Source organism: Streptomyces xanthophaeus (assembly GCF_030440515.1).
In the GTDB taxonomy this organism is placed as follows: Bacteria; Actinomycetota; Actinomycetes; order Streptomycetales; family Streptomycetaceae; genus Streptomyces; species Streptomyces kutzneri.
In genome coordinates, this window is sequence record NZ_CP076543.1 from 3,605,711 (window position 1) to 3,630,802 (window position 25,092).

A 25,092-nucleotide genomic window follows, 5' to 3' on the forward strand; every position below is an offset into this window, starting at 1 on the left:
CGCCCGCCGGCCCGCGGCATGTCATCCGATGCTGACCACGGCGTACGCCTCCCCGTCTCCCGGGGGCCGCGTCCACGAGCGGGTGGTGAACGTGTGCAGCCGCCCGTTCAGGAGCGCGTGGCGCGGCAGCCGGACACCGAACTCGGCGGTCACGGCCTCCAGCAGCGCCCGTTCCGTCCCGGCGGCCTCCTCCTGGGAGCCGAAGAACCGGTCCGGGTCCAGTGCCGCCGGTATCTCGCCGGTCCGGCGGAGCTCCCCGTCCGCGTACGTGAAGGCGTACCGCTCGGCCCCGTCCTGCGCCACGGACAGGTGGAAGAACGGTGCCTCCCGCCAGTTCCGCAGACCGCTCCACACGACCACCGAGCGGCTGCCCGCGCCGGCGGCCGCAGCCGGGGAGACGAACCGCTGCGTGTGGAAATGCGCAGGGTCTCCGTCGAAGGCGAAGCTCCACCGGGGGCCGGCCCGGCCGACCGCCACGAGGGCCTTGTCGTCGTAGGACGAGAACTCCCGCTGTCCGCCGAGCAGTCTGCGGCGCACTTCGGCGGACGTCATGGGAACGCCGAGCGCCGCCCCGTCACCGTCCGCGAGGTGTCCGGGAAGGTCCTCCGGCTCCACGTCTTCGGCCAGGACGAACCGGTAGGACGTGAGGTCGTGGTCGGGGCCCGGGTCCGCGAGCCACGCCAGGCCGTCCGGGTCGAGGCCGGCCGCCGGGGCCGGTGCCTCGCCCGCCTGCCCGCCCCTGGGGGTGGACAGCAGCTCGCGGCCCCGTTCCGGGGTCAGCAGGGTTCCCAGCAGGGGGTCGGCCACCCACCCCAGCGGCGCCAGGTGGTCGGGGCCCAGCGGCTGCCATACCGGCAGGGCGTCCCTCAGCGTCCGCCACGCCCCGTCGGTGTCGCCCCAGCGCGCCAGCTCCCGTGCCCGCTCGACCGCTTCCCCGAACGGCCCGGCCGCCGTGTACCGGTACGTGCCGCCCCGCACCTGCTCCAGCAGCGCGTAGGCCGGCGACACCACGTCCTCACCGGCTCCCCGCAGGTGGTACTTCAGCGTGGAGTCGTCCCTGTACGACTGGACCACATGGTCCATGGCCAGCACCGGCAGCAGCTCGGGCGCGTACCGCGGGTCGGTCACCACGTCCTCGAAGTACACCATGTAGGTCTGTCCCAGCAGGCGGCGTATCTGGTCGCCCAGTCCGCCCGCCCGCGGTCGGCCGTACTCCTTCGCCTCGTCCAGCTGGTGCCCGGCGCGCTCCCACCCGCCGCGCAGCGCCTCCAGCCGGGCCTGCTCCATCAGGGCGTCCAGCTCCCGGGTCGTGCCGTTGGCGAACTCCGGCTCCCCGTCGACCGGGCGCGCGTTCAGGCTGTGGAACTCCCGGTACATGGACCGCATGAACTCGGCGAAGTTCGCGTGCCGCTCGGGCGCCTCGGCCCGCCAGCTCGCCCACGTGTACACGGCCCACTCGCCGTCCTCGTCCACCTCCTCGGGATCCAGGAGGACGTGGGTGATGTCGGACTCGACGTCGAGCTGGAGCCCGCGCCGCCAGATGTCCGCGTTCCTCCGTTCGTCGGGTCCGGCATCGTCGTCCAGGTACTCCTCGAACAGGTCCGCGAGCCCTGACTCGTTGTCGTGCCGGCGCACGTCGGTGGTCCCCGCCAGCAGCCAGACGAACCCGCCGGCGTTCCGCCACCCGTCACTGACTTCGAGGAACTCCCGGTACGACGGAGGCATCCGGCGGCCGAGGCGCTCCTCCATGGCCGCGATCCGCTCCTCGGACGCCGGCGGGAACCCCAGCCACCGGTCCCGCCGGGCGGCTTCGTCCTCCTGGCTCCGCGCCTCGTCGTCGGGCAGGGAATCCGCCCACTCCCCGCTCCAGCGGAGCAGGAACGGGCGCCAGTCGAACGGTGTCGCATCCGTCTTCGTCATGCTCCCGATGTTGGCATCCGCCGCTGACAGTGCCCGGTGGTGCCCGGCGCCCGCGGCGCGGGCGGCGCGAACGCCGCAGCCCCCGCCCGGTCGGGGGCGGGGGCTGCGGCAGGTGATGTGCGGTGCGGTGCGGTCAGGCCGCGACCACGACCGGCTCGGCGGCCGGGGCGGGCTCGTCCAGCGGGGAGGCCGAGGCGGAGGCGTAGGCCTCCTTGTCCAGGATCCCCTCGCGGGCCGCGACGATGACCGGGACCAGGGCCTGGCCGGCCACGTTGGTGGCGGTGCGCATCATGTCCAGGATCGGGTCGATCGCCAGCAGCAGGCCGACGCCCGCGAGCGGCAGGCCCAGCGTGGACAGGGTCAGCGTCAGCATGACGGTGGCGCCCGTCAGACCGGCCGTGGCGGCGGAGCCGATGACCGAGACGAAGACGATGAGCAGGTACTCCTTGATGCCGAGCTGCACGTCGAAGATCTGCGCGATGAAGATGGCGGCGAGGGCCGGGTAGATCGCGGCGCAGCCGTCCATCTTGGTGGTGGCGCCGAACGGGACGGCGAAGGAGGCGTACTCCTTCGGGACGCCGAGGCGCTCGGTGACCTTCTGGGTGACGGGCATGGTGCCGACCGAGGAGCGGGAGACGAAGGCCAGCTGGATGGCGGGCCAGGCGCCCTTGAAGAACTGGAGCGGGCTGACCTTGGCGACCGTCGCGAGCAGCAGCGGGTAGACGACGAACATCACGAGGGCGCAGCCGATGTAGACGTCGGCGGTGAAGGTCGCGTACTTGCCGATCAGGTCCCAGCCGTACGTGGCGATCGCGGTGCCGATGAGGCCGACGGTGCCGATCGGGGCGAGGCGGATGACCCACCACAGGGCCTTCTGGAGCAGCTCCAGGGCGGACTCGGCGAGGTCGAGGACCGGCTTGGCCTTGGCGCCGATCTGGAGGGCGGCGATTCCGGCGACGACGGCCAGGAAGACGATCTGAAGGACCTTCAGCTCGGTGAACGGCGTGACGATGTCCGTCGGCACGATCCCGGTGAGGAAGTCGATCCAGGAGCCGGTCTTCTTCGGGTCCTTGCCGTCGGCCGCGGTGAGGCCGGTGCCGGAACCGGGGTCGGTCAGCAGGCCGATGGCGATGCCGATGCCGACCGCGATCAGCGAGGTGATCATGAACCAGAGGAGGGTGCGGGAGGCGAGGCGCGCCGCGTTGTTCACCTTCCGCAGGTTGGTGATCGACACCAGGATCGCGAAGAAGACGAGCGGGGCGATGGCCAGCTTCAGCAGCTGGACGAAGATGTCGCCGGTCTTCTCCAGGGTGGTGCCGAGCCAGCTGACGTCCTGGCTGCGGGCTATCCAGCCGAAGAGGACACCGAGGGCGAGACCGGCGACGATCTGGGCCCAGAAGGGGAACTTGAACGAGGCCTTGGCAGGGGCCTGGGGGGTCGCGGACACGGACACTCTCCGGAGGTGGCGCACGAAGACAGGGGGGAAGTAATGCGGTGGTGAAGCGGTGCGGCAGCAGCCAGAAGGGCCGGCCGGGACGGCTGCTGTATCGATTCAGCTCAACAGCAACAGGCCGCGGACGCGCGGCGGCAGAGGTCGACGTGCAGGCGCATCACGAGCGGAAGGCTCGTGATCATGGGGTGCGCAACTGTGGTCAACATGTTGAACACGCTAACACTTCCCCTTTGGGAATCTCAAAGGGGCGCTTTGAGACAACGGCGCACGAGGCCCTCTTGCGCAGGCCCGGAAAACACCACCGCCCCAGCGTTACGGGCGGTATACCCGGTGCTGGGGCGGTTCGATGTGTGATGAAGCCAACTGGGGCGTTACGAGGCCACCCGTGCCGCGTCGTCCGCCTGGTCCTCCTGGCTGCGGTTCGCGGCGAGCCGCTCCTTCGCACCCGCGACGCGCCCGGAGATCTGCGTGGACATCTGGTCGCGCTGCTTGCGCAGAAGGACGAAGGAGAGGGGGGCGGAGATCACGATGGCGAGCAGCACGACCCAGGCGGCGTTGGCCTCCCCGAGCCCTGCGGGCACCCAGCCGAGCCGGACGAGGCCCGCGACGGCGACGAGGCATCCGACGAAGATGCCCAGGCGCATCGCGGTGTAGCGGATCGTTGCGCTGGTCTTGAGGGACACGGTGACCCCTTCTCTCTCGTCGTGGTCTGCGGCGGCCGGTGCCCGGTGCCCGTCAAGTGAAGCACGCCGGGGTGCGGCCGCGGCCCTCCGGGGTCCGGCCGCGGGCAGGACCGCGTGTCAGTGCAGCGGCAGCAGCATCGTAATGTCGTCGCGGTCGTCGCCCGGGGCCACCCGGATGGCGCCGGGCACGCGGCCGACCTCCTTGTAGCCGCAGGAGGCGTAGAAGTGCTCCAGGCCGTGACCGCCGCGGCAGCTGAGGCGGATGGCGTCGATGTTCCCGACGGAGCGGGCCGCGGCCTCGGCGGCGGCCATCAGCGCGCGCCCGTACCCCTTGCCCTGATGACGCGGGTGGACCATCACCGTGTAGGCCCACAGCCAGTGGAGCTGGAGCCGGTGCGCGTTGTGGGTGAGGAAGGCGGTCGCGGCGACCGCCCCGTCCTCGTCGTACCCGAGGACCGGCCGACAGTTCCCGTCGGCGACGCCGGCGAGGTGGCTGTCGAGCGAGGGGCGGATGTCGTCCGGGGTGACCGGGGGCACGAAGCCCACGGCGCCGCCCGCGTTGGAGACGTCGGCCCACAGCGCCAGGATCCCCTCACGGAGGGGAGGGTCGACGACCGGATCCAGGACGAAAGTAAGAGTCACTACGCAAGATTACTCATTACTCGATCGGCCCGTCCAGAAAAGGCCGAACCCCGGCCCACGGGCCGGGGTTCAACTCGGAAGGAAGCGGTCGGACGAGACGTCAGACGCGCATCGCCTGCGGGGTCTCGCGCAGGTTCGCGTCCGGACCGGGGTATTCGCGGATGATCTCGTAGCGCGTGTTGCGCTCGACCGGGCGGAAGCCCGCTTCCCGGATCAGCTCCAGCAGATCGTCACGGCCCAGCTTGTTCGGGGTGCCGTAGTTGTCCGCGTCGTGCGTGATCTTGTACTCGACGACCGAGCCGTCCATGTCGTCCGCGCCGTGCTGCAGCGCGAGCTGGGCGGTCTGCACACCGTGCATCACCCAGAAGACCTTGACGTGCGGCACGTTGTCGAAGAGCAGTCGCGAGACGGCGAAGGTCTTCAGCGCCTCGGCGCCCGTCGCCATCGTCGTACGCGCCTGGAGCTTGTTGCGTACCTTGCCGTCCTGCATGTCCACGAAGTCGTGCTGGTACCGCAGCGGGATGAAGACCTGGAAACCGCCGGTCTCGTCCTGGAGCTCGCGCAGACGCAGCACGTGGTCCACGCGGTGGCGCGGCTCCTCGATGTGCCCGTAGAGCATGGTCGAGGGGGTCTTGAGACCCTTCTCGTGCGCGAGCCGGTGGATGCGCGACCAGTCTTCCCAGTGGGTGCGGTGGTCGACGATGTGCTGCCGGACCTCCCAGTCGAAGATCTCCGCACCGCCGCCCGTGAGCGACTCCAGGCCGGCCTCGATCAGCTCGTCGAGGATGTCGGAGGCCGACATCCCCGAGATCGTCTCGAAGTGGTGGATCTCGGTCGCCGTGAACGCCTTCAGCGAGACGTTCGGCAGCGCCTTCTTCAGCTCGGAGAGCGAGCGCGGGTAGTAGCGCCACGGCAGGTTCGGGTGCAGGCCGTTGACGATGTGCAGCTCGGTGAGGTTGTCGTTCTCCATGGCCTTGGCCAGGCGCACGGCCTCCTCGATGCGCATCGTGTACGCGTCCTTCTCGCCCGGCTTGCGCTGGAACGAGCAGTACGCGCACGAGGCGGTGCACACGTTCGTCATGTTGAGGTGCCGGTTGACGTTGAAGTGGACGACGTCACCGTTCTTGCGCGTGCGCACCTCGTGGGCGAGGCCACCGAGCCAGGCCAGGTCGTCCGACTCGTAGAGGGCGATACCGTCCTCACGGGTCAGCCGCTCGCCGGAGCGGACCTTCTCCTCCAGCTCACGCTTGAGCCCAGCGTCCATGTGCCGGTCGCCTCCTCTAGATGCCTCTGCCTGTCCTGCGAACCCTGGCCAACCGTACTCTCAGGCTTCCTCGGGAAGTTCCCCGACCCGGTTCTCCCACTTGGTGGAGAGCACGATGGTGGTGCGGGTGCGCGATACGCCCTTGGTTCCGGAGAGCTTGCGAATGATCTTCTCCAGGCCGTCCACGTCGTTGGCGCGCACCTTCAGCATGAAGGAGTCGTCGCCCGCGATGAACCAGCAGTCCTCGATCTCCGCGAGGTCGCGCAGCCGCCGGGCCACGTCCTCGTGGTCCGCGGCGTCGGAGAGCGAGATGCCGATCAGCGCCGTGACGCCGAGGCCGAGCGAGGCGGAGTCGACCGTCGCGCGGTAGCCGGTGATGACGCCGGCCGTCTCGAGCCGGTTGATGCGGTCGGTGACGCTGGGGCCGGAGAGGCCCACAAGACGGCCCAGCTCCGCGTACGAGGCACGACCGTTCTCCCGGAGTGCCTGGATGAGCTGCCTGTCCACCGTGTCCATTTACGTGGAGCCTTCCATTATTCGGCGATCCTGCAAGTCTAGGTATAGAATCTAAGGCACACAGGGTCAACACCCTGTGAAATCTTTCAGCTGATCAATGACGATCTTCAGGAGTGGTTCACCGTGTTCACGATCGAGATGGCCTACGCACACATGCGGGAGCTCCAGGAGCTGGCCAACCGATCCCGTGCCCACCAGCCCGCCGCGGCCCACCGCGTCGACAAGGCCCGCAAGCCGCTCGGCCGCAAGAAGAAGGCCTAGTCACCGGCGCTTGCCTCCCGGGGAGTACGGGAGCCTCCCAGCTCCCCCTCCCAACGGCGGTACAGCCGGTGCGGCACACCTGCCGCGTCCAGCACCCGCCCCGCGACGAAGTCCACCAGATCCTGGATGTGCGTCGCACCCGTATAGAACGCCGGAGAGGCGGGCAGCACGATCGCGCCCGCCTCGTCCAGCGCCACCAGATGGCGCAGCGTCTGACCGTTCAGCGGGGTCTCCCGCACCGCGACCACCAGCCGGCGCCGTTCCTTGAGCGTCACGCTCGCCACGCGCTGGAGCAGGTCCTTCGACAGTCCGAGCGCCACCCCCGCCACACAGGCCGTGGACGCGGGGACGATGAGCATCCCCTTGACCGGGTACGAGCCCGAACTCGGGCCCGCCGCCAGGTCCCCCGCACCCCAGTACCGGACGTCGTCCAGCTCCGGCCGTGCGAAGGTCTCGGGCTTCCCGTCGGCCCCGCGTCCCAGCCACTCCCCCAGGTCCTCGCGCCAGTGCGCGTCACGGAAGGCGATCCCGGTCTCGTCCAGCAGGGTGAGGCGGGAGGCGCGGCTCACCACCAGGTCGACACTCTCCCCCGCGGCCAGCAGCCCGCGGAGCACCGCCGCCGCGTACGGCGTCCCGGACGCTCCGGAAACCCCGACCACCCACGGGGTGCGCTTGCGCTCAGTCATACCTCCGAGACTATCCGGCCACCACCGATGGGCACTCAGTAAGGTGTCGGGACGTTCCCGTGACGGGACGCTACGAGGGGGCGAAGATGAGCACGACGGTGGATCCGGCCTGGGCGCAGGCCGACCGGGCCAAGGCTGCGGCCAAGCTGATGCTGGGCTGGGTGGCCCTGCTGTGGGCCCTGGAGGCCGTCGACTACGCCACCGGCCACGCCCTCGACCAGTACGGGATCGTCGCCCGCGACCCCGACAGCCTGACCGGCGTCGTCTCCGCGGCCTTCCTCCACTTCGGATTCGACCACGTCGCCTCCAACAGCGTCCCGCTGCTGGTCCTCGGCTTCATAGCGGCCCTGTCCGGGATCCGCCGCTTCCTCGCGGTGTGCGGCCTGATCGTGCTGGGCGACGGCCTCGGCACCTGGCTGATATCCCCGTCCGGCACCCTGACGCTGGGCGCCTCCGGCGTCGTCTTCGGCCTCTTCGGCTACCTGCTCGTGCGCGGCTTCGTCGAGCGCAAGGTGCTGGGCGTGGCGGTGGCCCTGGGCGTCACCGCCTTCTGGGGCACCTCGATCTTCGTCGGCATCCTCCCGACGAACACGGGCGTCAGCTGGCAGGGCCACCTGTGCGGCCTGGCGACGGGCATCGTGACGGCCCTCTACTTCCGCCGCCCGGCCCGACGGCGGCCCGCCCTCCCCGGCTGCGGCACTCGCTAGAAGGTCAGGCCCCGAACCGTCAGGTCGGCGAGGGCGCACACGAACAGGGCGATCCCGATGAAGCCGTTGACGGTGAAGAAGGCGCGGTTCAGGCGGGACAGGTCGTGCGGGGTCACAATGGTGTGCTCGTAGAAGAAGGCGACGACGACGACCGCCAGGCCCACCCAGAACAGCGCGCCCGCGCCGGTGGCCAGCGCGTACCAGGCCAGCAGGGCCGTGGTCACCGCGTGCGCGCCGCGCGCGCCCCACAGGGCGGCCGGGACGCCGAAGCGGGCCGGGACGGACTTGACGCCGTCCGCGCGGTCCGAGGCCACGTCCTGGGAGGCGAAGATCAGGTCGAAGCCGCCGATCCACACACCCACCGCCAGGCCCAGGATCACCGCGTCCCAGGACCACTCGCCGGTGACGGCCAGCCAGGCCCCGATCGGCCCTATGGCCTGGGCCAGGCCGAGGATGGCGTGCGGGAAGTTCGTGAACCGCTTGCCGTACGGATAGACCACCATCGGGATCACCGCGACGGGCGCCAGCACCAGGCACAGCGGGTTCAGCAGCGCCGCCGAGCCGAGGAAGACCAGGAGCGCGATACCGGCTCCGGTCCAGGCCGCGCGGACCGACACCGCGCCGGTGACCAGCTCACGGCCGGCCGTACGCGGGTTACGGGCGTCGATCTCGCGGTCGATGATCCGGTTGGCGGCCATCGCGAAGGTCCGCAGCCCCACCATGCAGATGGTGACGAGCAGCAGGACGCCCCAGTGGATGCGGCGGTCGAGCTGGAACATGGCGGTGAACGCCGCGATGTAGGCGAAGGGCAGCGCGAAGACCGAGTGCTCGATCAGCACGAGCCTCAGGAACGCCTTGACCTTGCCGGTCGGCTGCGGCGCCGGGTCCCGCCCGATCACCTCGTCGGCGGTCGTCATCATGCGAGGGCTCTCCGGAATTCTTCGAGGTCGGCCAGCAGGCTCGCGCGGGAGATCGTGCCCGTCTCCAGGGAGACCGTGGGCGCCCCCTCGGGCTCGGGCGGGGTGGCGTGCACCGTGAACACGTAGCCCTCGCCCGTGCGGGGGTCGTTGTTCGGGCGGCCGTCGAGCCGCAGCACCGCGCCGGCCTCGACGGTGAACGCCTCGCCGGTGCCCAGCGCGGCCTGCAGCCGCTCCGCGAAGTCGTCGGCCTCGGCGTCGCGCAGGCCGGGCAGCTCGAAGCCGCCGTCGCACTCGAAGCTGTCGTCCAGCACCAGGGCCCACACGTTGCCCGGGCCCGCGAACTCCTCGGCGGAGACGCCCGCCTGCTCGGCGGCAGCCCGGACCCCCGGGTCCGCCGGGTCGAGCCGCGGGCGCATGAGGAGCATGAAGGTCGTGTCCTCGCCGATGAACAGCGCCGGTCCGCCGAAGTCGGAACTCACAGGCCGTACTCCTTCCAGCGCCGGTCCACCAGGGCGGCGGTGGCCGGGTCGGACTCGACCATGTCGGGCCAGCCGCCGTCGCGGGTGTAGCCCTCCTCGGGCAGCTTCTTGGTGGCGTCGATACCCGCCTTGCCTCCCCAGAACTGCTGGTACGAGGCGTGGTCCAGGTGGTCCACCGGTCCCTCGACGACGGTGAGGTCGCGCGAGTAGTCGGTGTTGCCGAGGGCTCGCCAGGAGACCTCGTGCAGGTCGTGGACGTCGCAGTCCTTGTCGACCACGATGATCAGCTTGGTCAGCGACATCATGTGCGCGCCCCAGATGGCGTGCATGACCTTCTGGGCGTGCTTCGGGTACTTCTTGTCGATCGAGACGATCGCGCAGTTGTGGAAGCCGCCCGATTCCGGGAGGTGGTAGTCCACGATGTCCGGCACGATGATCTTGAGCAGGGGCAGGAAGAACCGCTCCGTCGCACGGCCGAGCGGGCCGTCCTCGGTCGGCGGCCGGCCGACGACGATCGACTGGATGAGCGGACGCCTGCGCATCGTCACGCAGTCGATCTTCAGGGCCGGGAAGGGTTCCTGCGGGGTGTAGAAGCCGGTGTGGTCGCCGAAGGGACCCTCCGGGAGCATCTCGCCGGGCTCCAGCCAGCCCTCGATCACGACCTCCGCGTTGGCCGGGACCTGGAGGGGGACCGTCTTGCAGTCGACCATCTCGATCCGCTTGCCCGCGACGAAGCCGGCGAAGAGGTACTCGTCGATGTCGCCCGGCAGCGGCGCGGTGGACGCGTACGTCACCGCGGGCGGGCAGCCGAACGCGATCGCGACCGGCAGCCGCTCGCCCTTCGCCGCGGCGACGGCGTAGTGGTTGCGGCTGTCCTTGTGGATCTGCCAGTGCATGCCGATGGTGCGCTTGTCGTGGCGCTGGAGCCGGTAGAGGCCGAGGTTGCGGACGCCGGTCTCGGGGTGCTTGGTGTGGGTCAGGCCGAGGTTGAAGAAGTCGCCGCCGTCCTTCGGCCAGGTGAAGAGGGCCGGGAGCTGGTCGAGGTCCACGTCGTCGCCGGTGAGGACGACCTCCTGGACGGGCGCGGAGTCGCCCTTCACCTTCTTCGGCGGCACGTGCACCATCGAGCCGAGCTTGCCGAAGGCCTCGCGGACCCCGATGAAGCCCTGCGGCAGCTCCGGCTTCAGCAGGCCGCCGATCTTCTCGCTGATCTCGCCGTACGACTTGAGGCCGAGGGCCTTCAGGAGGCGGCGGTCGGTGCCGAAGACGTTCATGGCCAGCGGCATCGCCGAGCCCCTGACGTTCTCGAAGAGGAGCGCCGGGCCTCCCGCCTTGTTCACTCTGTCGACGATCTCCCCGACCTCCAGGTACGGGTCGACTTCGGCCTTGATGCGCTTGAGGTCGCCCTCCCGCTCCAGAGCCCGGAGCAGCGAGCGGAGATCGTCGTAAGCCATAGGGGTCAGTATCCGTCACCAACTACCCTGGAGGCGTCACCGGGGCCCTGACGCGGGCCCCCCGTCACTGACTGGGAGTCGGTCCCACACCGTGCTGCGCTATCTGCCGTTCCTGCTGATCCTCGCGCTGACCATCTACGCCTTCATCGACTGCCTGAACACTCCGGAGCCGGAGGTCAAGCACCTCCCCAAGGTGGTCTGGGTGATCATCATCCTGCTCTTCTCCATCGTGGGGCCGGTCGTGTGGCTGTTCGCGGGCAAGGACCGGGCGGCCTCGGGCGGGGGCCGGGCGCGCCGGACGCAGTGGGTGGCGCCCGACGACAACCCGGAGTTCCTGAAGTCGCTGCGCGACGAGCAGGAGAAGAAGGACAAGGACCAGGACAAGGACCAGGGCTAGGGCCAGGCCTTCCCTTCCGGGTCCGCGAGGTGTCGCGGGATCACCTCGATCGTGTTTCCCGCACCACCTGGACCAGGCAGAACACGGTCGCGGCGAGCAGGGTGAGGCCGCCGACGAGCGCCGTGGGGCGCAGGGCTTCCGCGGCGCTCGCGCTCATCTCGCCCGCAGCTCCGCCGAAGACCCCCACCAGGGCCAGCCCGACGAACGGGGCGGCTGTCCACCCGGGCGCGGTGCGCCGGGAGCGCGAGGAGAACCAGGCCAGCCAGGCGGCCAGGGACAGCGCTCCCACGCCGAACGGGATCAGGAAGAGGGCGGCGCCGAGCGGCTGCTGATGGGCGACGTGCGGATTCGCCCCGGTCATGACGCTGTCCGCGGCCCTGCCGGTGCCGGCGCCGCCGTAGGCGACGTCGCGGATGCCGCCCTGCCAGCTCACCAGCCGGACGGGGGCGCCGGCCGGGACGGGCGCGGTGTAGACGCCGTGGGCCAGGTGGATCCGTCGCACGGCGCCGTCGGCCGTCCTGACCTCGATGTCGGCGTGCGAGACGCTTCCCTCTTCCGGGATCCGCGCCACTGTGGCGGGAGCCTCGCTCAGGCAGTCCCGCGCCTGTTCCTGGGCACAGGGGGTCGCCGCGTCGTAGGCGCGCGTCGAGGCCGTCGCGTGCGCGACGGGGCCGAGGAGCAGCCCCGCTCCGACGAGCAGGGGCACGATCCCCAGTCCGGTCAATCCGGCGTACGGGACCCACTTCGGCAGGCCGACGGTCGTCACCGCGTTGTTGTCGATCACGCAGCTCAGCGTGTCCGAGCGGCCATCACGGCGGACCCCGCGCCGGGCTCCGTGACGGAGCCCGGACACGGAGGTAGCGCTTCCGTCACGGGACTTTGCGGACACGGCCTCAGCGCGCCCACGGCAGTACGCGAGTGCCCTCCTCCCCCGGGACCGAGACCACGCCGTCCGCGCGCATCACGACGCAGGCCTCGAAGGTCTCGGCGGCGTGGATGCGGCGCAGCGTGTCCGGGGGCAGGAGGAGGGTCTGGCCGGCGGCGGCCTTCTCGGTGCGGCCGGCGCAGGTGACCTCCAGGGAGCCGGCGGTCAGGATCCACACCTGCTCGCGGCTGACGGAGTGCTCGGGGCCCGTGCTGCCGGCGGGCATGGCCACGTGCCAGCTGCTGAGCTCGGAGCTGCCGCGGCTGGGGGCGGCGAAGCCGGTCATGGTGGCGTTGGGGGTGGCGGTGACGTTCTCGGGGGAAGCGCTGATCACGTGCAAGGCGGGTCCTCTGTCTTCTCATGGCATGCGAGTAAAGCTCCTTTACTTCGAGTGAGTAAAGCAGCTTGACTCGGCCGTGTCACCATATTTGCGTGACGAGAGACGAGAACGAGGGCGTCGAGCTGCTGTTCCTGCTCGGCCTGGGCTTCCAGATGCTGCTGGGGGAGTTCACCCGGCGCGTCGCCGAAGCCGGATACCCGGACCTGCGGCCGGTGCACGGCATGACCTTCCAGGCCCTCCAGCGCGACGGCGCCACCGCCACCGAGCTCGCCGAGCGGCTCGGGGTGACCAAACAGGCCGCCGGACAGATCGTCGACGACCTGGAGAAGCGCGGCTACGTGCGCCGCGAGCCGCACCCGGGGGGCGGCCGCCGCAAGCTGGTGGTCCTGACCCCGGCGGCCCGTGACCACCTCGCCGTCGCGGGCCGGATCCTGCACGAGCTGGAGGCCGAACTGGGCCGCGGAACCGACCTCACCGCCCTGCGCGAGGGCCTCGGGCAGGTCGTGCGCACCTTCCACGGGGAGGGCGGACTGCCGCCGCTGCGCCCGGTGTGGTGAGAGCGGCCTGCGAGACGGGCCTCAGGCGCGGGCGAGGGAGGCGTAGGCCTCGCGCAGGGCCGCCCAGCGGGTGTCCGTCCAGGCGGACCAGTCCGCCGGCCGCCCGGCCAGGGCGGAGTCCAGCAGCTCGAAGTGCTCGTGCCAGCCCGCCAGGCAGTCCAGGCGCTCGTCCTCCGGCCCGCCCCGCTCGTTCACGAACCGGATCACGGTCGAATCGGTCCCGACGGGCTCCAGGTGGAAGCGGATCCGCCCGTGCTCGGTGACCGTGTACTCGGCGACCCGCTCCACGTCCCAGGCGGTGACCCGCCCGGTCACCACGGTCCCGGTGTTCAGCCAGCGCAGCGTGATCGCCCCGCCGAGCCTGCGCTCCAGGACGTCCGCCGCCGCCAGCCAGCCGCGCAGCCCGTCCGGCGTGGTCAGGGCGGGCCACAGGGCCTCGTAGGCGTGCGGCAGGTGCAGCTCGAAGCGGAGCAGCCAGTGGTTCTCGCCGCGCTGCTCGCTGGTGGCATGGCTCACGAGAGTCATGCCACCAGCGTCCCACTCCCGCCGGTCAGACGCCCGCGTACGAGTGCTTGCCGCTGAGCAGGATGTTCACGCCGTAGTAGTTCCAGATCCAGCAGGCGAAGGCGAAGAGCGCGAGGTACGCGGCCTTGCGGCCCTTCCAGCCGGCGGTGGCACGGGCGTGCAGGTAGCAGGCGTAGGCCACCCAGGTGACGAAGGACCAGACCTCCTTGGGGTCCCAGTTCCAGTAGCGGCCCCAGGCGTCGCCGGCCCAGATCGCGCCCGCGATGATCGTGAAGGTCCACAGCGGGAAGACGGCCGCGTTGATGCGGTACGAGAACTTGTCGAGGGAGGCCGCCGAGGGCAGCCGCTCCAGCACCGAGCTGCGGAACCTGCCCGGCGTGCGGCCCGCCTCCAGCTGGCTCTCGTAGGAGTCCCGGAAGAGGTAGAGGACCGCGCCCGCGGCGCCGATGTAGAAGACCGCGCCGCAGAAGATCGCCGTGGAGACGTGGATCCACAGCCAGTACGAGTGCAGGGCCGGGACCAGCTGGTCGCTGTCGGTGTAGAGCCAGGTGACCGCGATGCCGAGGTCCAGCAGGACGGTGGTGACCAGGATCAGGCCGAGCCAGCCGACGTTCTTCTTCAGGGCGAGCAGCACCAGGTACACGCCGACGGCCACCGTGGAGAAGGTGATCGAGAACTCGTACATGTTGCCCCAGGGGGCCCGCTCCACCGACAGGGCGCGGGCGACCACCCCGGCCGCCTCGACGAGGAAGGCGAGCGCGGTCAGCGAGACCGCGATCCGCCCGTACAGGTCGCCCTGCACGGTGCCGCCGGCGGCGCCGGGGCCGTCCGGGACGTCGCGGGTGCCGGCGGCGGAGCGGGTGGTGACCTTGGGCTGTTCGAGGACGGCGGTGGCCCCGGCCTTGCCGCGGACCTGCACGGCGGGGGCGGCCGCGGCCGCCCCGGCCGCCGCTGCCTCCTTGGCGCCGGTCAGCGCGGCGGCCGTACGGCCCACCTTGCTGCGGCTGCCGAAGGTCCACTCGGCGATGTGCGCGAAGAAGGCGAGCATGTAGACCGCCATCGACGAATAGATCAGGTAGTTGCTGATCTCAGCCAGGTTCTCGTTGGCTGCGGCTGCGAGCGGCGTCATCCGCGCTCTCCTTCAGGGGTTTCTTCAACAGGATCAGACGCCGTGGGCGCCTGCTGGTGCAGCTGGGCGGCGAGCTCCGCCAGCTCCTGCGGGAGCCTGGTGGACTCGCTGCGGCCCAGGCCCGCCATCTCGACGACGGTCACGCCGTCCTTGCCGGTCACCGCGCGGACCCAGATCCGCCGGCGCTGGATGAACAGCGATCCGGCCAGGCCCGCGATGGCGGCGATCGCACCCGTGAGGGCGAGGCCGCTGCCGGGCTGGTGGGTGACGGAGAAGGTGGCCCACCGCTCGATGCCCTCGAACTTCACGGTGCCCGCGCCACCCGGCAGGGTCATCGTGTCGCCGGGCGCCAGCTTCTGCTTGAACTGCTGGCCCGACTCGTCCTTGAAGGGCTCCATCTTGGTGGTGGTGAGCCGGTAGACGTTCTGCGGCAGACCCGAGTCCACGCCGAGGCTGCCGTGCCAGGCGTTGAGCATGAGCTGCGGGTTCAGGAGGGCGGGGAACTGCGAGAACATCGTGCCCATGCCCTCACCGGCGAAGCTCGGCACGAAGACGGCGTTGAAGCCGAGCTGCTCCTTCTTCCCGTCCTTGTCCTTGTATCCGTCGGTGACCTTGACGGCTCCGGTGGAGGTGAGGTTGGCGTCCTGCGGAAGCATCGGCACGGCGTCCTTGAAGATCACCTTGCCGGTGGAGTCGGTCACCGAGACGATCGGCGCGTAGCCGTGGCCGAGCAGGTAGACCTTGGAGCCGTCGACCTCCAGGGGCTTGTTGACCTGGATCTCGCGCTTCTGCGGAGCACCGTGGGCGCCGTCCGAGAAGGTGACGTACGCCTTGAAGTCGCGCGGGGTGCCCCGCTGCGGGCCGGTCATCTCGTACGTCGCGTCGAAGCGGTCCAGCGTGAAGCTGAACGGCGGCAGGTCGTCCGGGTCGAAGAGGGTGCCGGACTTGAAGTCGTCGTACTGGGTGAGCGTGTTCGAGAAGCCGGTGCCGCGCAGGACCAGCTTGCCGCCCTCGGACTTGAAGTACTGGCCCCAGGCGAAGGCCACCAGCATCACGATCAGCGCGACGTGGAAGATCAGGTTCCCGGCCTCGCGGAGGTAGCCCTTCTCCGCCGCTACGTGGCCCTCTCCGGCCTCGGTGCGGAAGCGGCTGCCGCGCAGCACCGTGCGCGCGTACGAGAGGACCTCGTCCGGGGCCTTGTCGGTGCGCCAGGTGGTGTGGGCGGGCAGCCTGTCGAGGCGCCGGGGGGCGGCCGGCGGGCGGCCGCGGAGCTGGCCGACGAACTGCCAGGAGCGCGGCACGATGCAGCCGATGAGCGAGATGAACAGCAGCAGGTAGATCGCGGAGAACCACACCGAGCTGTAGACGTCGAAGAGCTGGAGCTTCTCGGCGACGGTCACCCAGGAGGGGTTGTCACGCTTCCAGTCGACGACCTTCATCGCGTCGACGTTGTTCTGCGGGATGATCGAACCGGGGATGGCGCCCAGGGACAGCAGGAAGAGCAGGATCAGCGCCACCCGCATGGAGGTGAGCTGCCGCCAGAACCAGCGGGCCCAGCCGATCACACCGATGCCGACGGCCGGCCCGGTGGGGCTGTCCTCCAGCGGGGCGGTGGAGAGCTGGGCACCTGCTGCGGCGTCGGTGGGGTCCGCCTCGGCGGACGTGTCGGTGCTCGCTTTGTCTGTCGTACTCATGTGCCTTCAGTCCTCAGATCCCCACCGTGAAGCCTTGGGTCCCGCTCTGCCTGTCGCTGACGATGCTGTCCCACGAACCTGTGATGCGGAACTTCCGCATCGCCCACGAGGTCACTTCTCCGCGAGGACCGGGTCGACCATCGACCGCAGCTGCTCCTCGTTGACCGGGGCCAGGGTGCGGGCGGCGATCTTGCCGTCCTTGTCGAGGACGATCGTGGAGGGGATGGCGTTGGGGTTGAGCGTGCCCTTGGGGAAGCGGAGCATCAGCTTCCCTGCGGGGTCGTAGAGGCTCGGGTAGGTGATCCCGTAGGTCTCTTCGAAGGCGATCGCGTTCTGTTTGCTGTTGTCGCGGGTGTTGATCCCGACGAAGGCGACGTCCTTGCCGGCGTCGGCGTACTCCTTGGAGACCGTCGCGAAGTAGCCGGCCTCGGCGCGGCACGGCGGGCACCAGGAGCCCCACACGTTGAGGACCACGACCTTGCCCTTGAGCGTGGTGGTGTCCAGGGTCCCGTCGTCGACGGTCTCGCCGTCGAGCTTGGGGGCCTCGGCGCGCTCCTCCTTGGACACGGTGGAGATGCCGCTCGCACCCGTGACGTAGTTGCCGCCGGACCCGCTGACCGGCTTGCCGCCGTCAGGGCCCCCGCACGCCGACAGCGTGAGGGCACCGGCCAGGGTCGCCACGGCCAGCAGGGTGGCACGGCCGCCGGTCGAGCGGCGGCTACTACGACGGATACGCGCGCGGCTAAGGCTCATGTGAAAAGTTTCGCATGAGCAATTCGCGGATCTTCCGCACCCCCCGGAGCGATGCCCGTGCCCTGGTCAGGTGCTGCTCCGCCGTCCCGTCAGGCGGCGGTCATGTACGCGCTCCAGCCGCCGGCCGGTGACTGGCCCGGGCCGAGGCCCCGCAGCCTGGCGAGCACCTTGGGGTCCTGGACCTCCAGCCAGTCGGTGAACTGCCGGAAGGACACGAGCCGTACGTCCCTTTTGTCCGCCATGCCCTTGAGTGCCTCCTCGACGGCATCCATGTAGATGCCGCCGTTCCACTCCTCGAAGTGGTTGCCGATGAACAGGGGCGCGCGGTTGGTCTCGTAGGCCCGCCGGAAGCCGCCCAGGTAGGTGGCCGTGGCCTGGGTGCGCCAGCCCGGGTAGTTGGCGGGCACGCCCCTCGTCGTGCTCTTCGACTGGTTGGCGAGGATGTTGTAGTCCATCGAGAGGACCTCGAAGGAGTGCCCGGGGAACGGCAGGGACTGCAGCGGCAGGTCCCAGATGCCGGACCTGCGCACCGGCCAGACCTGGAGGCCGCCGGGAGAGCTGGAGTCGTAGCGCCAGCCCAGCCGCTCGGCCGTCGGCAGCAGGCTGTCCCGGCCGAGGAGGCAGGGGGTGCGGGCGCCCTTCAGCTCCTTGGCGTAGTCGAAGGGCAGGGGTTCGAGGTCGGTGAATCCGGTGTTCGTGCGCCAGTTGGTGACGAAGGACACGGCCTGGTCGATCTCGCTGCGCCAGTCGTCCGGCGTCCACCTGCCGACCGAGCCGGATCCGGCGCAGAAGTGGCCGTTGAAGTGGGTGCCTATCTCGTGCCCGTCGAGCCAGGCCTGGCGCACGTACGTGAGGGTGGAGCGGACGTTCTCGTCCTTGAGGTAGCCGATGTCCGAGGCCCCGACGGGGTTGTTCGGCGGCCGGTAGAGGTGCCGCTTCGACTCGGGCAGCAGATAGATGCCCGAGAGGAAGAAGGTCATGGCCGCGCCGTGGTCTTTGGCGAGCTTGAGGAAGCGCGGGAAGAGGCCGTTGCCGATCTCCCCCGCGCCGTCCCAGCTGAAGACGACGAACTGCGGCGGGGTCTCGCCCGGCTGCAGCGGCACGGGCGCGTCGGGCTGGTTCGGCTGCGGGCCGGTGTCGGCGGTGGAGCCGTCACCGATGGGCCTGGCCGCCGGCTTCTCGCCGGGCTTCGGGTTCTTCGGGTTCCTGGCGGGTCCGGGAGCGCCGGGACCGGACGTGTCCGATGAGCCGCAGCCCGCGATTCCCATCGCGGCGGCCGCACCAAGTCCCAGTCCCAGCAACCCCCTCCGACTGACTCCCCTGATGTCGCGCATGTCACCGTCCCCACTGTCGACCACCCATACCGACCCGAAGTCCATATAAACGGACAATCAGATCGGACATGCGAGCTGACACGGTGATTCCCGCGCGACTTGTATTTAGCTGGGCCGAACCGTAACGGCCTGTAACAGTCGGTCGATCAAGACCCGATCAGGGAAACGAGACCCGCCGGCTCAGGCGCCGAACGCCTTGGACGCACCCTTCACCGGCTTGGCCCCGGCCAGCAGATGGGCCGGGACCAGGTCCCGGGCCGGCTCGCTGTAGCCCACCGACACCAGCTTGTCGCCCTGGAAGGTGAAGGAGGTCATCGAGGCGAGCGTGCACTGCCGGCGCCTCGGGTCGTGCCACAGCCGACGCTTCTCCGCGAAGCTGCGCACGATCCAGATCGGCAGCTGGTGGCTGACCGCCACCGCCTCACGGCCGCGGGCAGCGTCGCGCGCCGCCTCCAGCGCGCTCATCATCCGGACCACCTGCTCGACGTACGGCTCGCCCCAGGACGGCTTGAACGGGTTCGTCAGGTGCTTCCAGTTGCTGGGCTTGCGCAGCGCGCCGTCACCGACACCGAAGGTCTTGCCCTCGAAGACGTTCTCCGCCTCCAGCAGCCGCGCGTCGGTCGCCAGGTCCAGGCCGTGGACCTTGGCGATCGGCTCCGCCGTCTCCTGCGCGCGCTCCAGCGGGGAGGACACCACGTAGGCGATGTCCCGGCCCTTGAGGTGCTCGGCGACCCGGTCCGCCATCTGCCGGCCCAGCTCGGAGAGGTGGTAGCCGTCACGGCGCCCGTAGAGCACGCCCTCGGGGTTGTGCACCTCGCCGTGGCGCACCAGGTGCACGACGGTGAGCTCGGGCGTGGCGGGCGTGGCGGGCGTGGCGCTGCTGCTCATGCGGTGGCCTCCGCGGCGGCTCGGGCGGCGGCTGGCAGCGCCGCCGCGATGCGCTCGATCGCCTTCTCGTCGTGGGCGGTGGAGACGAACCAGGACTCGAAGGCGGACGGCGGCAGGTAGACACCCTGCGCCAGCATCGAGTGGAAGAACCCGTTGAAACGGAAGCTCTCCTGCTTCTTGGCGTCGTCGTAGTTGCGCACCTCGTCCTCGGTGAAGAAGACGGAGAACATGTTGGACGCGGTCTGCAGCCGGTGCGCCACGCCCTCCTTGGCGAGCGCGCCGGTGACCAGGCCCTGGATCTCCTTCGAGACCGCGTCGACCTTCTCGTACGCGGCCGCGTCCAGCAGGCGCAGCTGGGCGAGACCGGCGGCGGTGGCGATGGGGTTGCCGGAGAGCGTGCCGGCCTGGTAGACGGGGCCGGCGGGGGCGAGGTGGCCCATGACGTCGGCGCGGCCGCCGAAGGCAGCGGCGGGGAAGCCGCCGCCCATGACCTTGCCGAACGTCATCAGGTCGGGCTTGACCCCGTCGACGCCGTACCAGCCGGCGCGGGAGGTCCGGAAGCCGGTCATGACCTCGTCTGAGATGTAGAGCGCGCCGTTCTCCCGGCAGAGGTCCGCGAGCCCCTGGTTGAAGCCCTCGGCGGGGGTCACCACACCCATGTTGCCGGGCGCGGCCTCGGTGATCACGCAGGCGATCTCACCGGGGTGCGCGGCGAACGCCGCCCGTACCGATTCGAGGTCGTTGTAGGGGAGGACGATCGTGTCGCCGGCCTGCGCGCCCGTCACACCGGGGGTGTCCGGAAGCGCGAAAGTCGCCAGACCGGAACCGGCGGCGGCCAGCAGCGCGTCCACGTGACCGTGGTAGCAGCCGGCGAACTTCACGACCTTGGCGCGACCGGTGAAGCCGCGGGCGAGCCGGATCGCCGACATGGTCGCCTCGGTGCCGGAGGAGACCAGGCGGACCTGCTCCACGGGTTCGATGCGCGCGACGATCTCCTCGGCGAGCGCCACCTCTCCCTCACCGGGCGTACCGAAGGAGGTACCGCGGGCGACGGCCGCCTGGACGGCCTCGATCACCTCGGGGTGCGAATGGCCGAGGATCATCGGCCCCCACGAGCACACGAGGTCGACGTACTCACGACCGTCGGCGTCGGTGAGGTACGGACCGGTCCCGGACACCATGAACCGGGGCGTACCGCCCACGGCGCGGAAGGCGCGCACGGGAGAGTTCACGCCGCCGGGGGTCACGAGGGAGGCGCGCTCGAAGAGCGTCTGCGAAACTGGGGCTTCATACGGGTACGGGTAGCTCACACCAGCCATGGTCTCAGAGGCCGCGACAGACTTGCGGACGGGCGTTTCACCGCGTCGCCGCGGGGGAGGTCACTGCCATGATGATCAGGCTGCGTGGCGGGGGCCACGGGGCCGGGGCGAGCAAGACCAGTCGGGTGGAGATATGCAACGCGGTGGTGGACCGGGCGAGGGAACGGACGGCCTCGATCCGCAGCGCGCCCGCGAGGCCCGCCGCCGGGGCAAGCACCGCCGCCACGGCATGGAGGCGGCCGACGCCGTCCCCGGGCCGGCGACCCCGTCCGAGGACCTGCCCAAGGGCCGCGGCATGGGAGTGACGTACAAGTACTTCGGCGCCCCCGACGGAGCCACGGCGGCCCGGGTCCCGGTCACGATGCGGCCGGAGGAGCTCGGCGGCGACGAGCTCGGCATGGGCGGCCTCTTCACCAAGATCAAGCCGGAAACGGTCGCCGCGATGGTCCTCACCGGCATCGAAGGCATACCCCTCCACAAGGTGCCCCCGCTGGAGCTGGTCGTCCTCCACCCCGACTACGCGGTGGTCAAGCTTCCGATGACCGTGGTCGACCCGCTGCGCGGAATCGGCGAGGAGTCGGTGGGCGCGGCGGCCTTCATCTGGTCCACGGTCCCGGACCGCGGCGGCCCGAGCGACGCCTTCAACGTCTACCAGCTGCTCCACGAGTGGCAGGATTTCAGCCACCGCCTCCACGAGGCCGGACACCAGCCGTACTGCCTGGTCTGGCCCTGACCGACAGCCCTCAGACGCCGGCACGCAGGGTTTCGGCGGGCAGGATGCGGGCGGCCGCCAGGGCCGGGTAGAGGCCTGCGGCCAGGCCCACCACGAGGCCGACCAGCGGGCCCGCGGTGGTGAGGGCGGGGTCGAGGACCACCAGCCAGTTCTTCGCCAGGCACGTCACCGCGGTGATCTGGATGCCGAGCACCGTGCCCACCACACCGCCGGCCAGCCCGACCAGGCCGCTCTCGATGCAGAACTGACCGGCGACCGCCCGACGCGAGGCGCCCAGGGCCCGGCGCAGGCCGATCTCGGAGCGCCGCTCCAGCACGGACACGTAGGCGGTGTTGCTCACGCCGAGCGCGCCCACGCCGAGGGAGACGGCGGCCAGGCCCAGGAACAGGGCCCGGGTCTGCGACTCGACACCCCGGCGCAGGGACCGGGGGTCGGGCGGCACCAGCGCGACGAGCTTGTCCGGGGCGCCCGGGGCCAGGGCGAAGGGAGCCTCGTCGCCGACCTGGTCGGCGGCGCCCAGATCCGTACGGATGATCATTTCCGCGGGGGCGAAGCCCAGTCCCGCCGGGTCCTGCAGCGCGGCCCAGTACGGGATGACCACCGAGCCGGTGAGGTTCGTGTCACCGGTGGGCGCGCGGAAGACACCCAGCACGCTGAAGGCGACCCCGTTGACGTGGATCACCGAGTTGCCCGCCCCGCCGTCCACCGTCAGCCGGGACGCGGCGGCCGTGTCGATCAGCGCCACCCGTTCGCGCCGGGCGTCGTGCCCCGTGTCGAACCAGCGGCCCTGCGTGAGCTCCGCCGACATGGCGAGCAGCGCTTCGGGCTGCGCGGCCATGACCGTGCCCTCGGGCAGGTCGTTCACCTTGCCGCCGGACAGCCGCGAGACGGCCGGCTGCTCGCCGGCCCTGCTGACCAGACCGGCGCTGCGGACGCCGTTGAGGTCGCGCACCCGCTGGGTGTCGGCGCCGTCGGGCCGAGGCCGGACCCCGGCCACGGCCTCCGACGGGTACTTGACCGTCACCCGCGTCGCCTTCAGGGCGTCGAACTGGTCGGAGACGGCGCCGGCCGCGCTGGCCGTGATGCCGAGCGTGGCGAGGGCGGCGGCCAGCCCCACGGAGATCCCCACCATGGTGAGCAGCGTCCGGAACCGGCGGCCGAACAGCGCGAGGAACGCCTGGACGAGCAGATCCGCCGCCGACGTACGGGGGTGCCCGGGCGGCCGGCCCGTCACACGTCTACGCGACACGGCCGTCCACCACCTTGAAGACGTGGTCGGCCCTGGCCGCGACGTCGGGTTCGTGCGTGACCACGACCACGGCCCGGTCCTGTGCGACCAGTCCGGCCAGCAGGTCCATGACGCGCGCCGAGTTGGCGGTGTCCAGGTTGCCGGTCGGCTCGTCGCACAGGACGACCGCGGGCCGGTGGACGATGGCCCGCGCGACCGCGACCCTCTGCCGTTCTCCGCCGGAGAGGGTGGTGGGCTTGACGTCGAGCCGGTGCCCGAGCCCCACGGACTCCAGCGCCCGCACGGCCTGCGGCCGCCGCTGGGCGCGCGGCACGCCCAGGTGCACCAGCGGCAGGGCCACGTTCTGCACGCAGGTCAGGTGCGGGACCAGGTGGAAGGCCTGGAAGACGAAGCCGAGCGCCTGTGCCCGCAGGGCGGTGCGGTCCCGTTCGGACAGGGCGGTGGTGTCGTTGCCCTGCAGCAGGTACCGGCCGCGGGTCGGGACGTCGAGCAGTCCGAGCACGCTCAGCAGCGTGGACTTCCCGGAACCCGAGGGGCCGACGACGGCCGCGAGCCGGCCGGGCCGGATGTCGAGCGTGACGTCGGCCAGCGCGTGCACGGGCGGCGGTCCCGGATACGTCTTCGCGATGCCGGTCATCTCGATGACGGGCGCCGGGGCGTCCTCAGCCATCGGTGCCTCCCGAGGCACCGCCGGATCCGCCGTCCGAGCCTCCGCCCTGGCCGCCTGAGCCGCCTGAGCCGCCGCCCGCAGCGTTTCCGCGGCGGACGAGGACGACCGTCTGGCCGGCGGCGAGGTTCTCGTCGAGCGCGTGGACCGCGCTGAGGCCCTCATGGGTGAACAGCACCTCGACCGGGATGTTCCGCTCCTTGCCGCCCTCGGTGACGGTGACCGTCGACGAGCCGCCGAGGTCGGTCCAGACGGCCGACACCGGGACGGTCAGCGCGCCCTTGGGGCTGCGCCGGAGTTCGACGCTGATCTGCTGGGTCGAGCCCTCCTTGGCCTCCGCGCCGGTGGGTACGAACAGGGCCTCGTGCTGGCCGCCCGCGGTGCCGGAGCCGTTGCCGTTGCCGGCACCCGCACCGTTACCCGCTCCCGCCGTCCCGGCCGTGGCCGCGCCGTCCTGTGCGCCGCTCTTGCCCTGCTGGTCGCCGCTCTTGCCGTCCGAGGGACTGTCGAGGGAGCCCAGGGTGCCTTCCCGGCCCTCGTACGGGCCGGTGCCGAAGCGGATGACCGCGTCGGCCGGCAGGTCGCGCAGCTGCGTGCGCTGATCCGCGCTGAGGGCGGCCCGCACCTGGCGGCCGCCGCTGCCGAGGATGGCGAGCGGCTTGTCGGCCGCGTCGCCGACCGCCGCGGTGACCTGCACCACCGTGACCGGCAGGGCGCCGACGTACGCGACCTCCGCGGCCGGCAGCACCTCACCGGGCTTGGCCGGCCCGGCGGCGGGCGGCGTGTCCGCACCACGGGCGGGCGGCGCGCTCGCGCCACCCGTGCCGTTCGTGCCGCTCGTGCCGTTCGCCCCGGGGGCCGCTCCGGTGCCGCCGTCGGTCTCCGCGCCGCCCCGGGGAGCCGTGCCGCCTCCCGGGGACGCCCCGCCTCCACGGGCCGTGCCGGAGGTGGAACCGCTGCCGCTGGTGGTGCTCTGCCCCTGCCCTGCGGGCGCCTCGTACCCGGCCGCCACGTACAGCTTGCGCACCGCCTCGACGGTGGCCGGGCCGTACGTGCCGTTCACCGCCGTCCCGTACAACGGCTGCAGCGCGCGCTGCAGTTGCTGCACGTCCGGCCCCTTGTCGCCCGCCTTCAGGTCCCGGTACGCGGGGAAGCGCCCCGGGAGCAGCAGGACCGGCCGGCCCGACACCTCCGCGACGACCGCCCCGGCCTTGAGGCTCTTGCCCGCGGCCGCGGGCAGGGCCGTCACGACCGCGCGGCTGGTGCCCTGCGGCTGAACGCCGGTGATGGTGGTGCGCGAAGCCGTCTCGACCTTCCCGGTCAGCTCCATCCGCTCGACGAGCTGCTGGTCGGAGACCTTCCCCGTGATCTGGGAGGGCGGGGGCGCGGCCGCGTTCGAGGCGCGCTGCTCCGGGGTCCTGGCCTGGGAGGCGATCCACCAGACGGAACCGGAGCTGCCGAAAAGCACGACGACGACGGCGGCGACGACCAGGCCCCGCCTGGACCTCTGCCGCGCACTCGTCGCGACCGTCGCGACCGCACCGGACGGCTGGGCCGCCACCTGTGTCTCATCGGGGTGTTCGAGGCTCATGACAGT

At 71.0% G+C, this 25,092-nt stretch carries 27 protein-coding genes; 5 read left to right on the forward strand and 22 right to left on the reverse strand.

Going from position 1 to position 25,092, the window contains the following annotated elements:
- Positions 1–21: 21 nt before the first annotated feature.
- The 6 genes from KO717_RS15660 to KO717_RS15685 all read right to left on the reverse strand — a co-directional run bounded on the left by KO717_RS15660 (position 22) and on the right by KO717_RS15685 (position 6,478).
- A complete protein-coding gene (locus tag KO717_RS15660) occupies positions 22–1,920 on the reverse strand; it encodes an SMI1/KNR4 family protein (RefSeq protein WP_301368051.1) in 1,899 nt (632 codons plus the stop codon).
- Between the two features lie 133 nt (positions 1,921–2,053).
- A complete protein-coding gene (locus tag KO717_RS15665; RefSeq protein ID WP_301368052.1) occupies positions 2,054–3,373 on the reverse strand; it encodes a dicarboxylate/amino acid:cation symporter in 1,320 nt (439 codons plus the stop codon).
- A gap of 371 nt (positions 3,374–3,744) precedes the next feature.
- A complete protein-coding gene (locus KO717_RS15670; RefSeq protein WP_301374546.1) occupies positions 3,745–4,017 on the reverse strand; it encodes a DUF4229 domain-containing protein in 273 nt (90 codons plus the stop codon).
- 156 nt (positions 4,018–4,173) lie between these two features.
- On the reverse strand, positions 4,174–4,698 hold the full coding sequence (locus tag KO717_RS15675) for a GNAT family N-acetyltransferase (protein ID WP_301368053.1): 525 nt from the start codon (positions 4,696–4,698) through the stop codon (positions 4,174–4,176).
- Between the two features lie 100 nt (positions 4,699–4,798).
- Positions 4,799–5,962 (reverse strand): aminofutalosine synthase MqnE, encoded by a 1,164-nt coding sequence (gene mqnE / locus KO717_RS15680; RefSeq protein WP_150258694.1) that lies wholly within the window; start codon positions 5,960–5,962, stop codon positions 4,799–4,801.
- A gap of 60 nt (positions 5,963–6,022) precedes the next feature.
- A complete protein-coding gene (locus tag KO717_RS15685) occupies positions 6,023–6,478 on the reverse strand; it encodes an Lrp/AsnC family transcriptional regulator (RefSeq protein WP_030009228.1) in 456 nt (151 codons plus the stop codon).
- 123 nt (positions 6,479–6,601) lie between these two features.
- On the opposite strand from KO717_RS15685, the gene KO717_RS15690 reads away from it, so the two are divergent.
- Positions 6,602–6,739 carry a hypothetical protein gene (locus tag KO717_RS15690; RefSeq protein ID WP_189733807.1) on the forward strand — a complete coding sequence of 46 codons (138 nt, stop codon included), beginning with the start codon at positions 6,602–6,604 and terminating at the stop codon, positions 6,737–6,739.
- On the opposite strand, the gene KO717_RS15695 is transcribed toward KO717_RS15690, so the two are convergent.
- Entirely contained in the window at positions 6,736–7,425 is a 690-nt protein-coding gene (locus KO717_RS15695; protein WP_301368054.1) for a UbiX family flavin prenyltransferase, read from the reverse strand. The genes KO717_RS15690 and KO717_RS15695 overlap by 4 nt on opposite strands.
- A gap of 86 nt (positions 7,426–7,511) precedes the next feature.
- Here KO717_RS15695 and KO717_RS15700 point away from each other — a divergent pair, with 86 nt between their 5' ends.
- Entirely contained in the window at positions 7,512–8,132 is a 621-nt protein-coding gene (locus tag KO717_RS15700) for a rhomboid family intramembrane serine protease (RefSeq protein WP_301368055.1), read from the forward strand.
- On the opposite strand, the gene mqnP is transcribed toward KO717_RS15700, so the two are convergent.
- From mqnP to KO717_RS15715, 3 genes are read right to left on the reverse strand one after another with little or no spacing between them, the layout of a single operon-like run.
- Positions 8,129–9,052, reverse strand: a complete 924-nt coding sequence (mqnP, locus tag KO717_RS15705; protein WP_301368056.1) for a menaquinone biosynthesis prenyltransferase MqnP — start codon at positions 9,050–9,052, stop codon at positions 8,129–8,131. The two genes, KO717_RS15700 and mqnP, sit on opposite strands and share 4 nt — an antisense overlap.
- Complete coding sequence (locus KO717_RS15710; RefSeq protein ID WP_301368057.1) at positions 9,049–9,531, reverse strand: hypothetical protein; 483 nt, start codon at positions 9,529–9,531, stop codon at positions 9,049–9,051. The genes mqnP and KO717_RS15710 overlap by 4 nt, the downstream gene beginning before the upstream one ends.
- Complete coding sequence (locus tag KO717_RS15715) at positions 9,528–10,985, reverse strand: menaquinone biosynthesis decarboxylase (RefSeq protein ID WP_301368058.1); 1,458 nt, start codon at positions 10,983–10,985, stop codon at positions 9,528–9,530. Before KO717_RS15715 ends, KO717_RS15710 begins: the two co-directional genes overlap by 4 nt.
- A 91-nt stretch (positions 10,986–11,076) precedes the next feature.
- On the opposite strand from KO717_RS15715, the gene KO717_RS15720 reads away from it, so the two are divergent.
- Positions 11,077–11,382 carry a PLD nuclease N-terminal domain-containing protein gene (locus KO717_RS15720; protein WP_301368059.1) on the forward strand — a complete coding sequence of 102 codons (306 nt, stop codon included), beginning with the start codon at positions 11,077–11,079 and terminating at the stop codon, positions 11,380–11,382.
- A gap of 40 nt (positions 11,383–11,422) precedes the next feature.
- On the opposite strand, the gene KO717_RS15725 is transcribed toward KO717_RS15720, so the two are convergent.
- Positions 11,423–12,166 (reverse strand): hypothetical protein, encoded by a 744-nt coding sequence (locus tag KO717_RS15725; RefSeq protein ID WP_301368060.1) that lies wholly within the window; start codon positions 12,164–12,166, stop codon positions 11,423–11,425.
- A 109-nt stretch (positions 12,167–12,275) separates the two neighbouring features.
- Positions 12,276–12,641, reverse strand: a complete 366-nt coding sequence (locus KO717_RS15730; protein WP_301368061.1) for a cupin domain-containing protein — start codon at positions 12,639–12,641, stop codon at positions 12,276–12,278.
- Positions 12,642–12,739: 98 nt separating this feature from the next.
- On the opposite strand from KO717_RS15730, the gene KO717_RS15735 reads away from it, so the two are divergent.
- Complete coding sequence (locus KO717_RS15735) at positions 12,740–13,204, forward strand: MarR family winged helix-turn-helix transcriptional regulator (RefSeq protein ID WP_437184515.1); 465 nt, start codon at positions 12,740–12,742, stop codon at positions 13,202–13,204.
- 21 nt (positions 13,205–13,225) lie between these two features.
- On the opposite strand, the gene KO717_RS15740 is transcribed toward KO717_RS15735, so the two are convergent.
- The 7 genes from KO717_RS15740 to hemL form a co-directional block, all read right to left on the reverse strand.
- Complete coding sequence (locus KO717_RS15740) at positions 13,226–13,729, reverse strand: SRPBCC domain-containing protein (protein ID WP_301368062.1); 504 nt, start codon at positions 13,727–13,729, stop codon at positions 13,226–13,228.
- Positions 13,730–13,754: 25 nt separating this feature from the next.
- Positions 13,755–14,858, reverse strand: a complete 1,104-nt coding sequence (gene ccsB / locus KO717_RS15745) for a c-type cytochrome biogenesis protein CcsB (RefSeq protein ID WP_301368063.1) — start codon at positions 14,856–14,858, stop codon at positions 13,755–13,757.
- The gene (resB, locus tag KO717_RS15750) at positions 14,855–16,552 is read right to left on the reverse strand and encodes a cytochrome c biogenesis protein ResB (RefSeq protein WP_301368064.1); all 1,698 of its coding nucleotides are present in this window, start codon (positions 16,550–16,552) and stop codon (positions 14,855–14,857) included. The genes ccsB and resB overlap by 4 nt, the downstream gene beginning before the upstream one ends.
- Positions 16,553–16,663: 111 nt before the next feature.
- A complete protein-coding gene (locus KO717_RS15755) occupies positions 16,664–17,305 on the reverse strand; it encodes a TlpA family protein disulfide reductase (RefSeq protein WP_301368065.1) in 642 nt (213 codons plus the stop codon).
- A gap of 89 nt (positions 17,306–17,394) precedes the next feature.
- On the reverse strand, positions 17,395–18,630 hold the full coding sequence (locus KO717_RS15760; RefSeq protein ID WP_301374548.1) for a hypothetical protein: 1,236 nt from the start codon (positions 18,628–18,630) through the stop codon (positions 17,395–17,397).
- A gap of 189 nt (positions 18,631–18,819) precedes the next feature.
- A complete protein-coding gene (locus KO717_RS15765; RefSeq protein WP_301368066.1) occupies positions 18,820–19,527 on the reverse strand; it encodes a histidine phosphatase family protein in 708 nt (235 codons plus the stop codon).
- Positions 19,524–20,846, reverse strand: coding sequence for a glutamate-1-semialdehyde 2,1-aminomutase (gene hemL, locus KO717_RS15770; RefSeq protein WP_301368067.1), 1,323 nt, complete (start codon positions 20,844–20,846; stop codon positions 19,524–19,526). Before hemL ends, KO717_RS15765 begins: the two co-directional genes overlap by 4 nt.
- 133 nt (positions 20,847–20,979) lie before the next feature.
- Between hemL and KO717_RS15775 the strand changes: the two genes are divergently transcribed.
- Positions 20,980–21,579 (forward strand): hypothetical protein, encoded by a 600-nt coding sequence (locus KO717_RS15775; protein ID WP_301368068.1) that lies wholly within the window; start codon positions 20,980–20,982, stop codon positions 21,577–21,579.
- Positions 21,580–21,589: 10 nt separating this feature from the next.
- Here the strand turns inward: KO717_RS15775 and KO717_RS15780 are convergent, their stop codons facing one another.
- From KO717_RS15780 to KO717_RS15790, 3 genes are read right to left on the reverse strand one after another with little or no spacing between them, the layout of a single operon-like run.
- Positions 21,590–22,828, reverse strand: a complete 1,239-nt coding sequence (locus KO717_RS15780) for an ABC transporter permease (RefSeq protein ID WP_301368069.1) — start codon at positions 22,826–22,828, stop codon at positions 21,590–21,592.
- Positions 22,818–23,498 (reverse strand): ABC transporter ATP-binding protein, encoded by a 681-nt coding sequence (locus tag KO717_RS15785; RefSeq protein WP_301368070.1) that lies wholly within the window; start codon positions 23,496–23,498, stop codon positions 22,818–22,820. Before KO717_RS15785 ends, KO717_RS15780 begins: the two co-directional genes overlap by 11 nt.
- Positions 23,491–25,086, reverse strand: coding sequence for a peptidoglycan-binding domain-containing protein (locus tag KO717_RS15790; protein ID WP_301368071.1), 1,596 nt, complete (start codon positions 25,084–25,086; stop codon positions 23,491–23,493). The genes KO717_RS15785 and KO717_RS15790 overlap by 8 nt, the downstream gene beginning before the upstream one ends.
- Positions 25,087–25,092: the final 6 nt, after the last annotated feature.

What these genes read in the sequence shown, in the direction of transcription:
- KO717_RS15660 (WP_301368051.1), bottom strand. Translation starts at nt 1,920, where the DNA reads ATGACGAAGACGGATGCGACACCGTTCGACTGGCGCCCGTTCCTGCTC.
- KO717_RS15670 (WP_301374546.1), bottom strand. Translation starts at nt 4,017, where the DNA reads ATGCGCCTGGGCATCTTCGTCGGATGCCTCGTCGCCGTCGCGGGCCTC.
- mqnE (WP_150258694.1), bottom strand. Translation starts at nt 5,962, where the DNA reads ATGGACGCTGGGCTCAAGCGTGAGCTGGAGGAGAAGGTCCGCTCCGGC.
- KO717_RS15685 (WP_030009228.1), bottom strand. Translation starts at nt 6,478, where the DNA reads ATGGACACGGTGGACAGGCAGCTCATCCAGGCACTCCGGGAGAACGGT.
- KO717_RS15695 (WP_301368054.1), bottom strand. Translation starts at nt 7,425, where the DNA reads ATGACTGAGCGCAAGCGCACCCCGTGGGTGGTCGGGGTTTCCGGAGCG.
- KO717_RS15700 (WP_301368055.1), top strand. Translation starts at nt 7,512, where the DNA reads ATGAGCACGACGGTGGATCCGGCCTGGGCGCAGGCCGACCGGGCCAAG.
- mqnP (WP_301368056.1), bottom strand. Translation starts at nt 9,052, where the DNA reads ATGATGACGACCGCCGACGAGGTGATCGGGCGGGACCCGGCGCCGCAG.
- KO717_RS15715 (WP_301368058.1), bottom strand. Translation starts at nt 10,985, where the DNA reads ATGGCTTACGACGATCTCCGCTCGCTGCTCCGGGCTCTGGAGCGGGAG.
- KO717_RS15740 (WP_301368062.1), bottom strand. Translation starts at nt 13,729, where the DNA reads ATGACTCTCGTGAGCCATGCCACCAGCGAGCAGCGCGGCGAGAACCAC.
- ccsB (WP_301368063.1), bottom strand. Translation starts at nt 14,858, where the DNA reads ATGACGCCGCTCGCAGCCGCAGCCAACGAGAACCTGGCTGAGATCAGC.
- resB (WP_301368064.1), bottom strand. Translation starts at nt 16,552, where the DNA reads ATGAGTACGACAGACAAAGCGAGCACCGACACGTCCGCCGAGGCGGAC.
- KO717_RS15755 (WP_301368065.1), bottom strand. Translation starts at nt 17,305, where the DNA reads ATGAGCCTTAGCCGCGCGCGTATCCGTCGTAGTAGCCGCCGCTCGACC.
- KO717_RS15765 (WP_301368066.1), bottom strand. Translation starts at nt 19,527, where the DNA reads ATGAGCAGCAGCGCCACGCCCGCCACGCCCGCCACGCCCGAGCTCACC.
- hemL (WP_301368067.1), bottom strand. Translation starts at nt 20,846, where the DNA reads ATGGCTGGTGTGAGCTACCCGTACCCGTATGAAGCCCCAGTTTCGCAG.
- KO717_RS15775 (WP_301368068.1), top strand. Translation starts at nt 20,980, where the DNA reads ATGCAACGCGGTGGTGGACCGGGCGAGGGAACGGACGGCCTCGATCCG.
- KO717_RS15785 (WP_301368070.1), bottom strand. Translation starts at nt 23,498, where the DNA reads ATGGCTGAGGACGCCCCGGCGCCCGTCATCGAGATGACCGGCATCGCG.
- KO717_RS15790 (WP_301368071.1), bottom strand. Translation starts at nt 25,086, where the DNA reads ATGAGCCTCGAACACCCCGATGAGACACAGGTGGCGGCCCAGCCGTCC.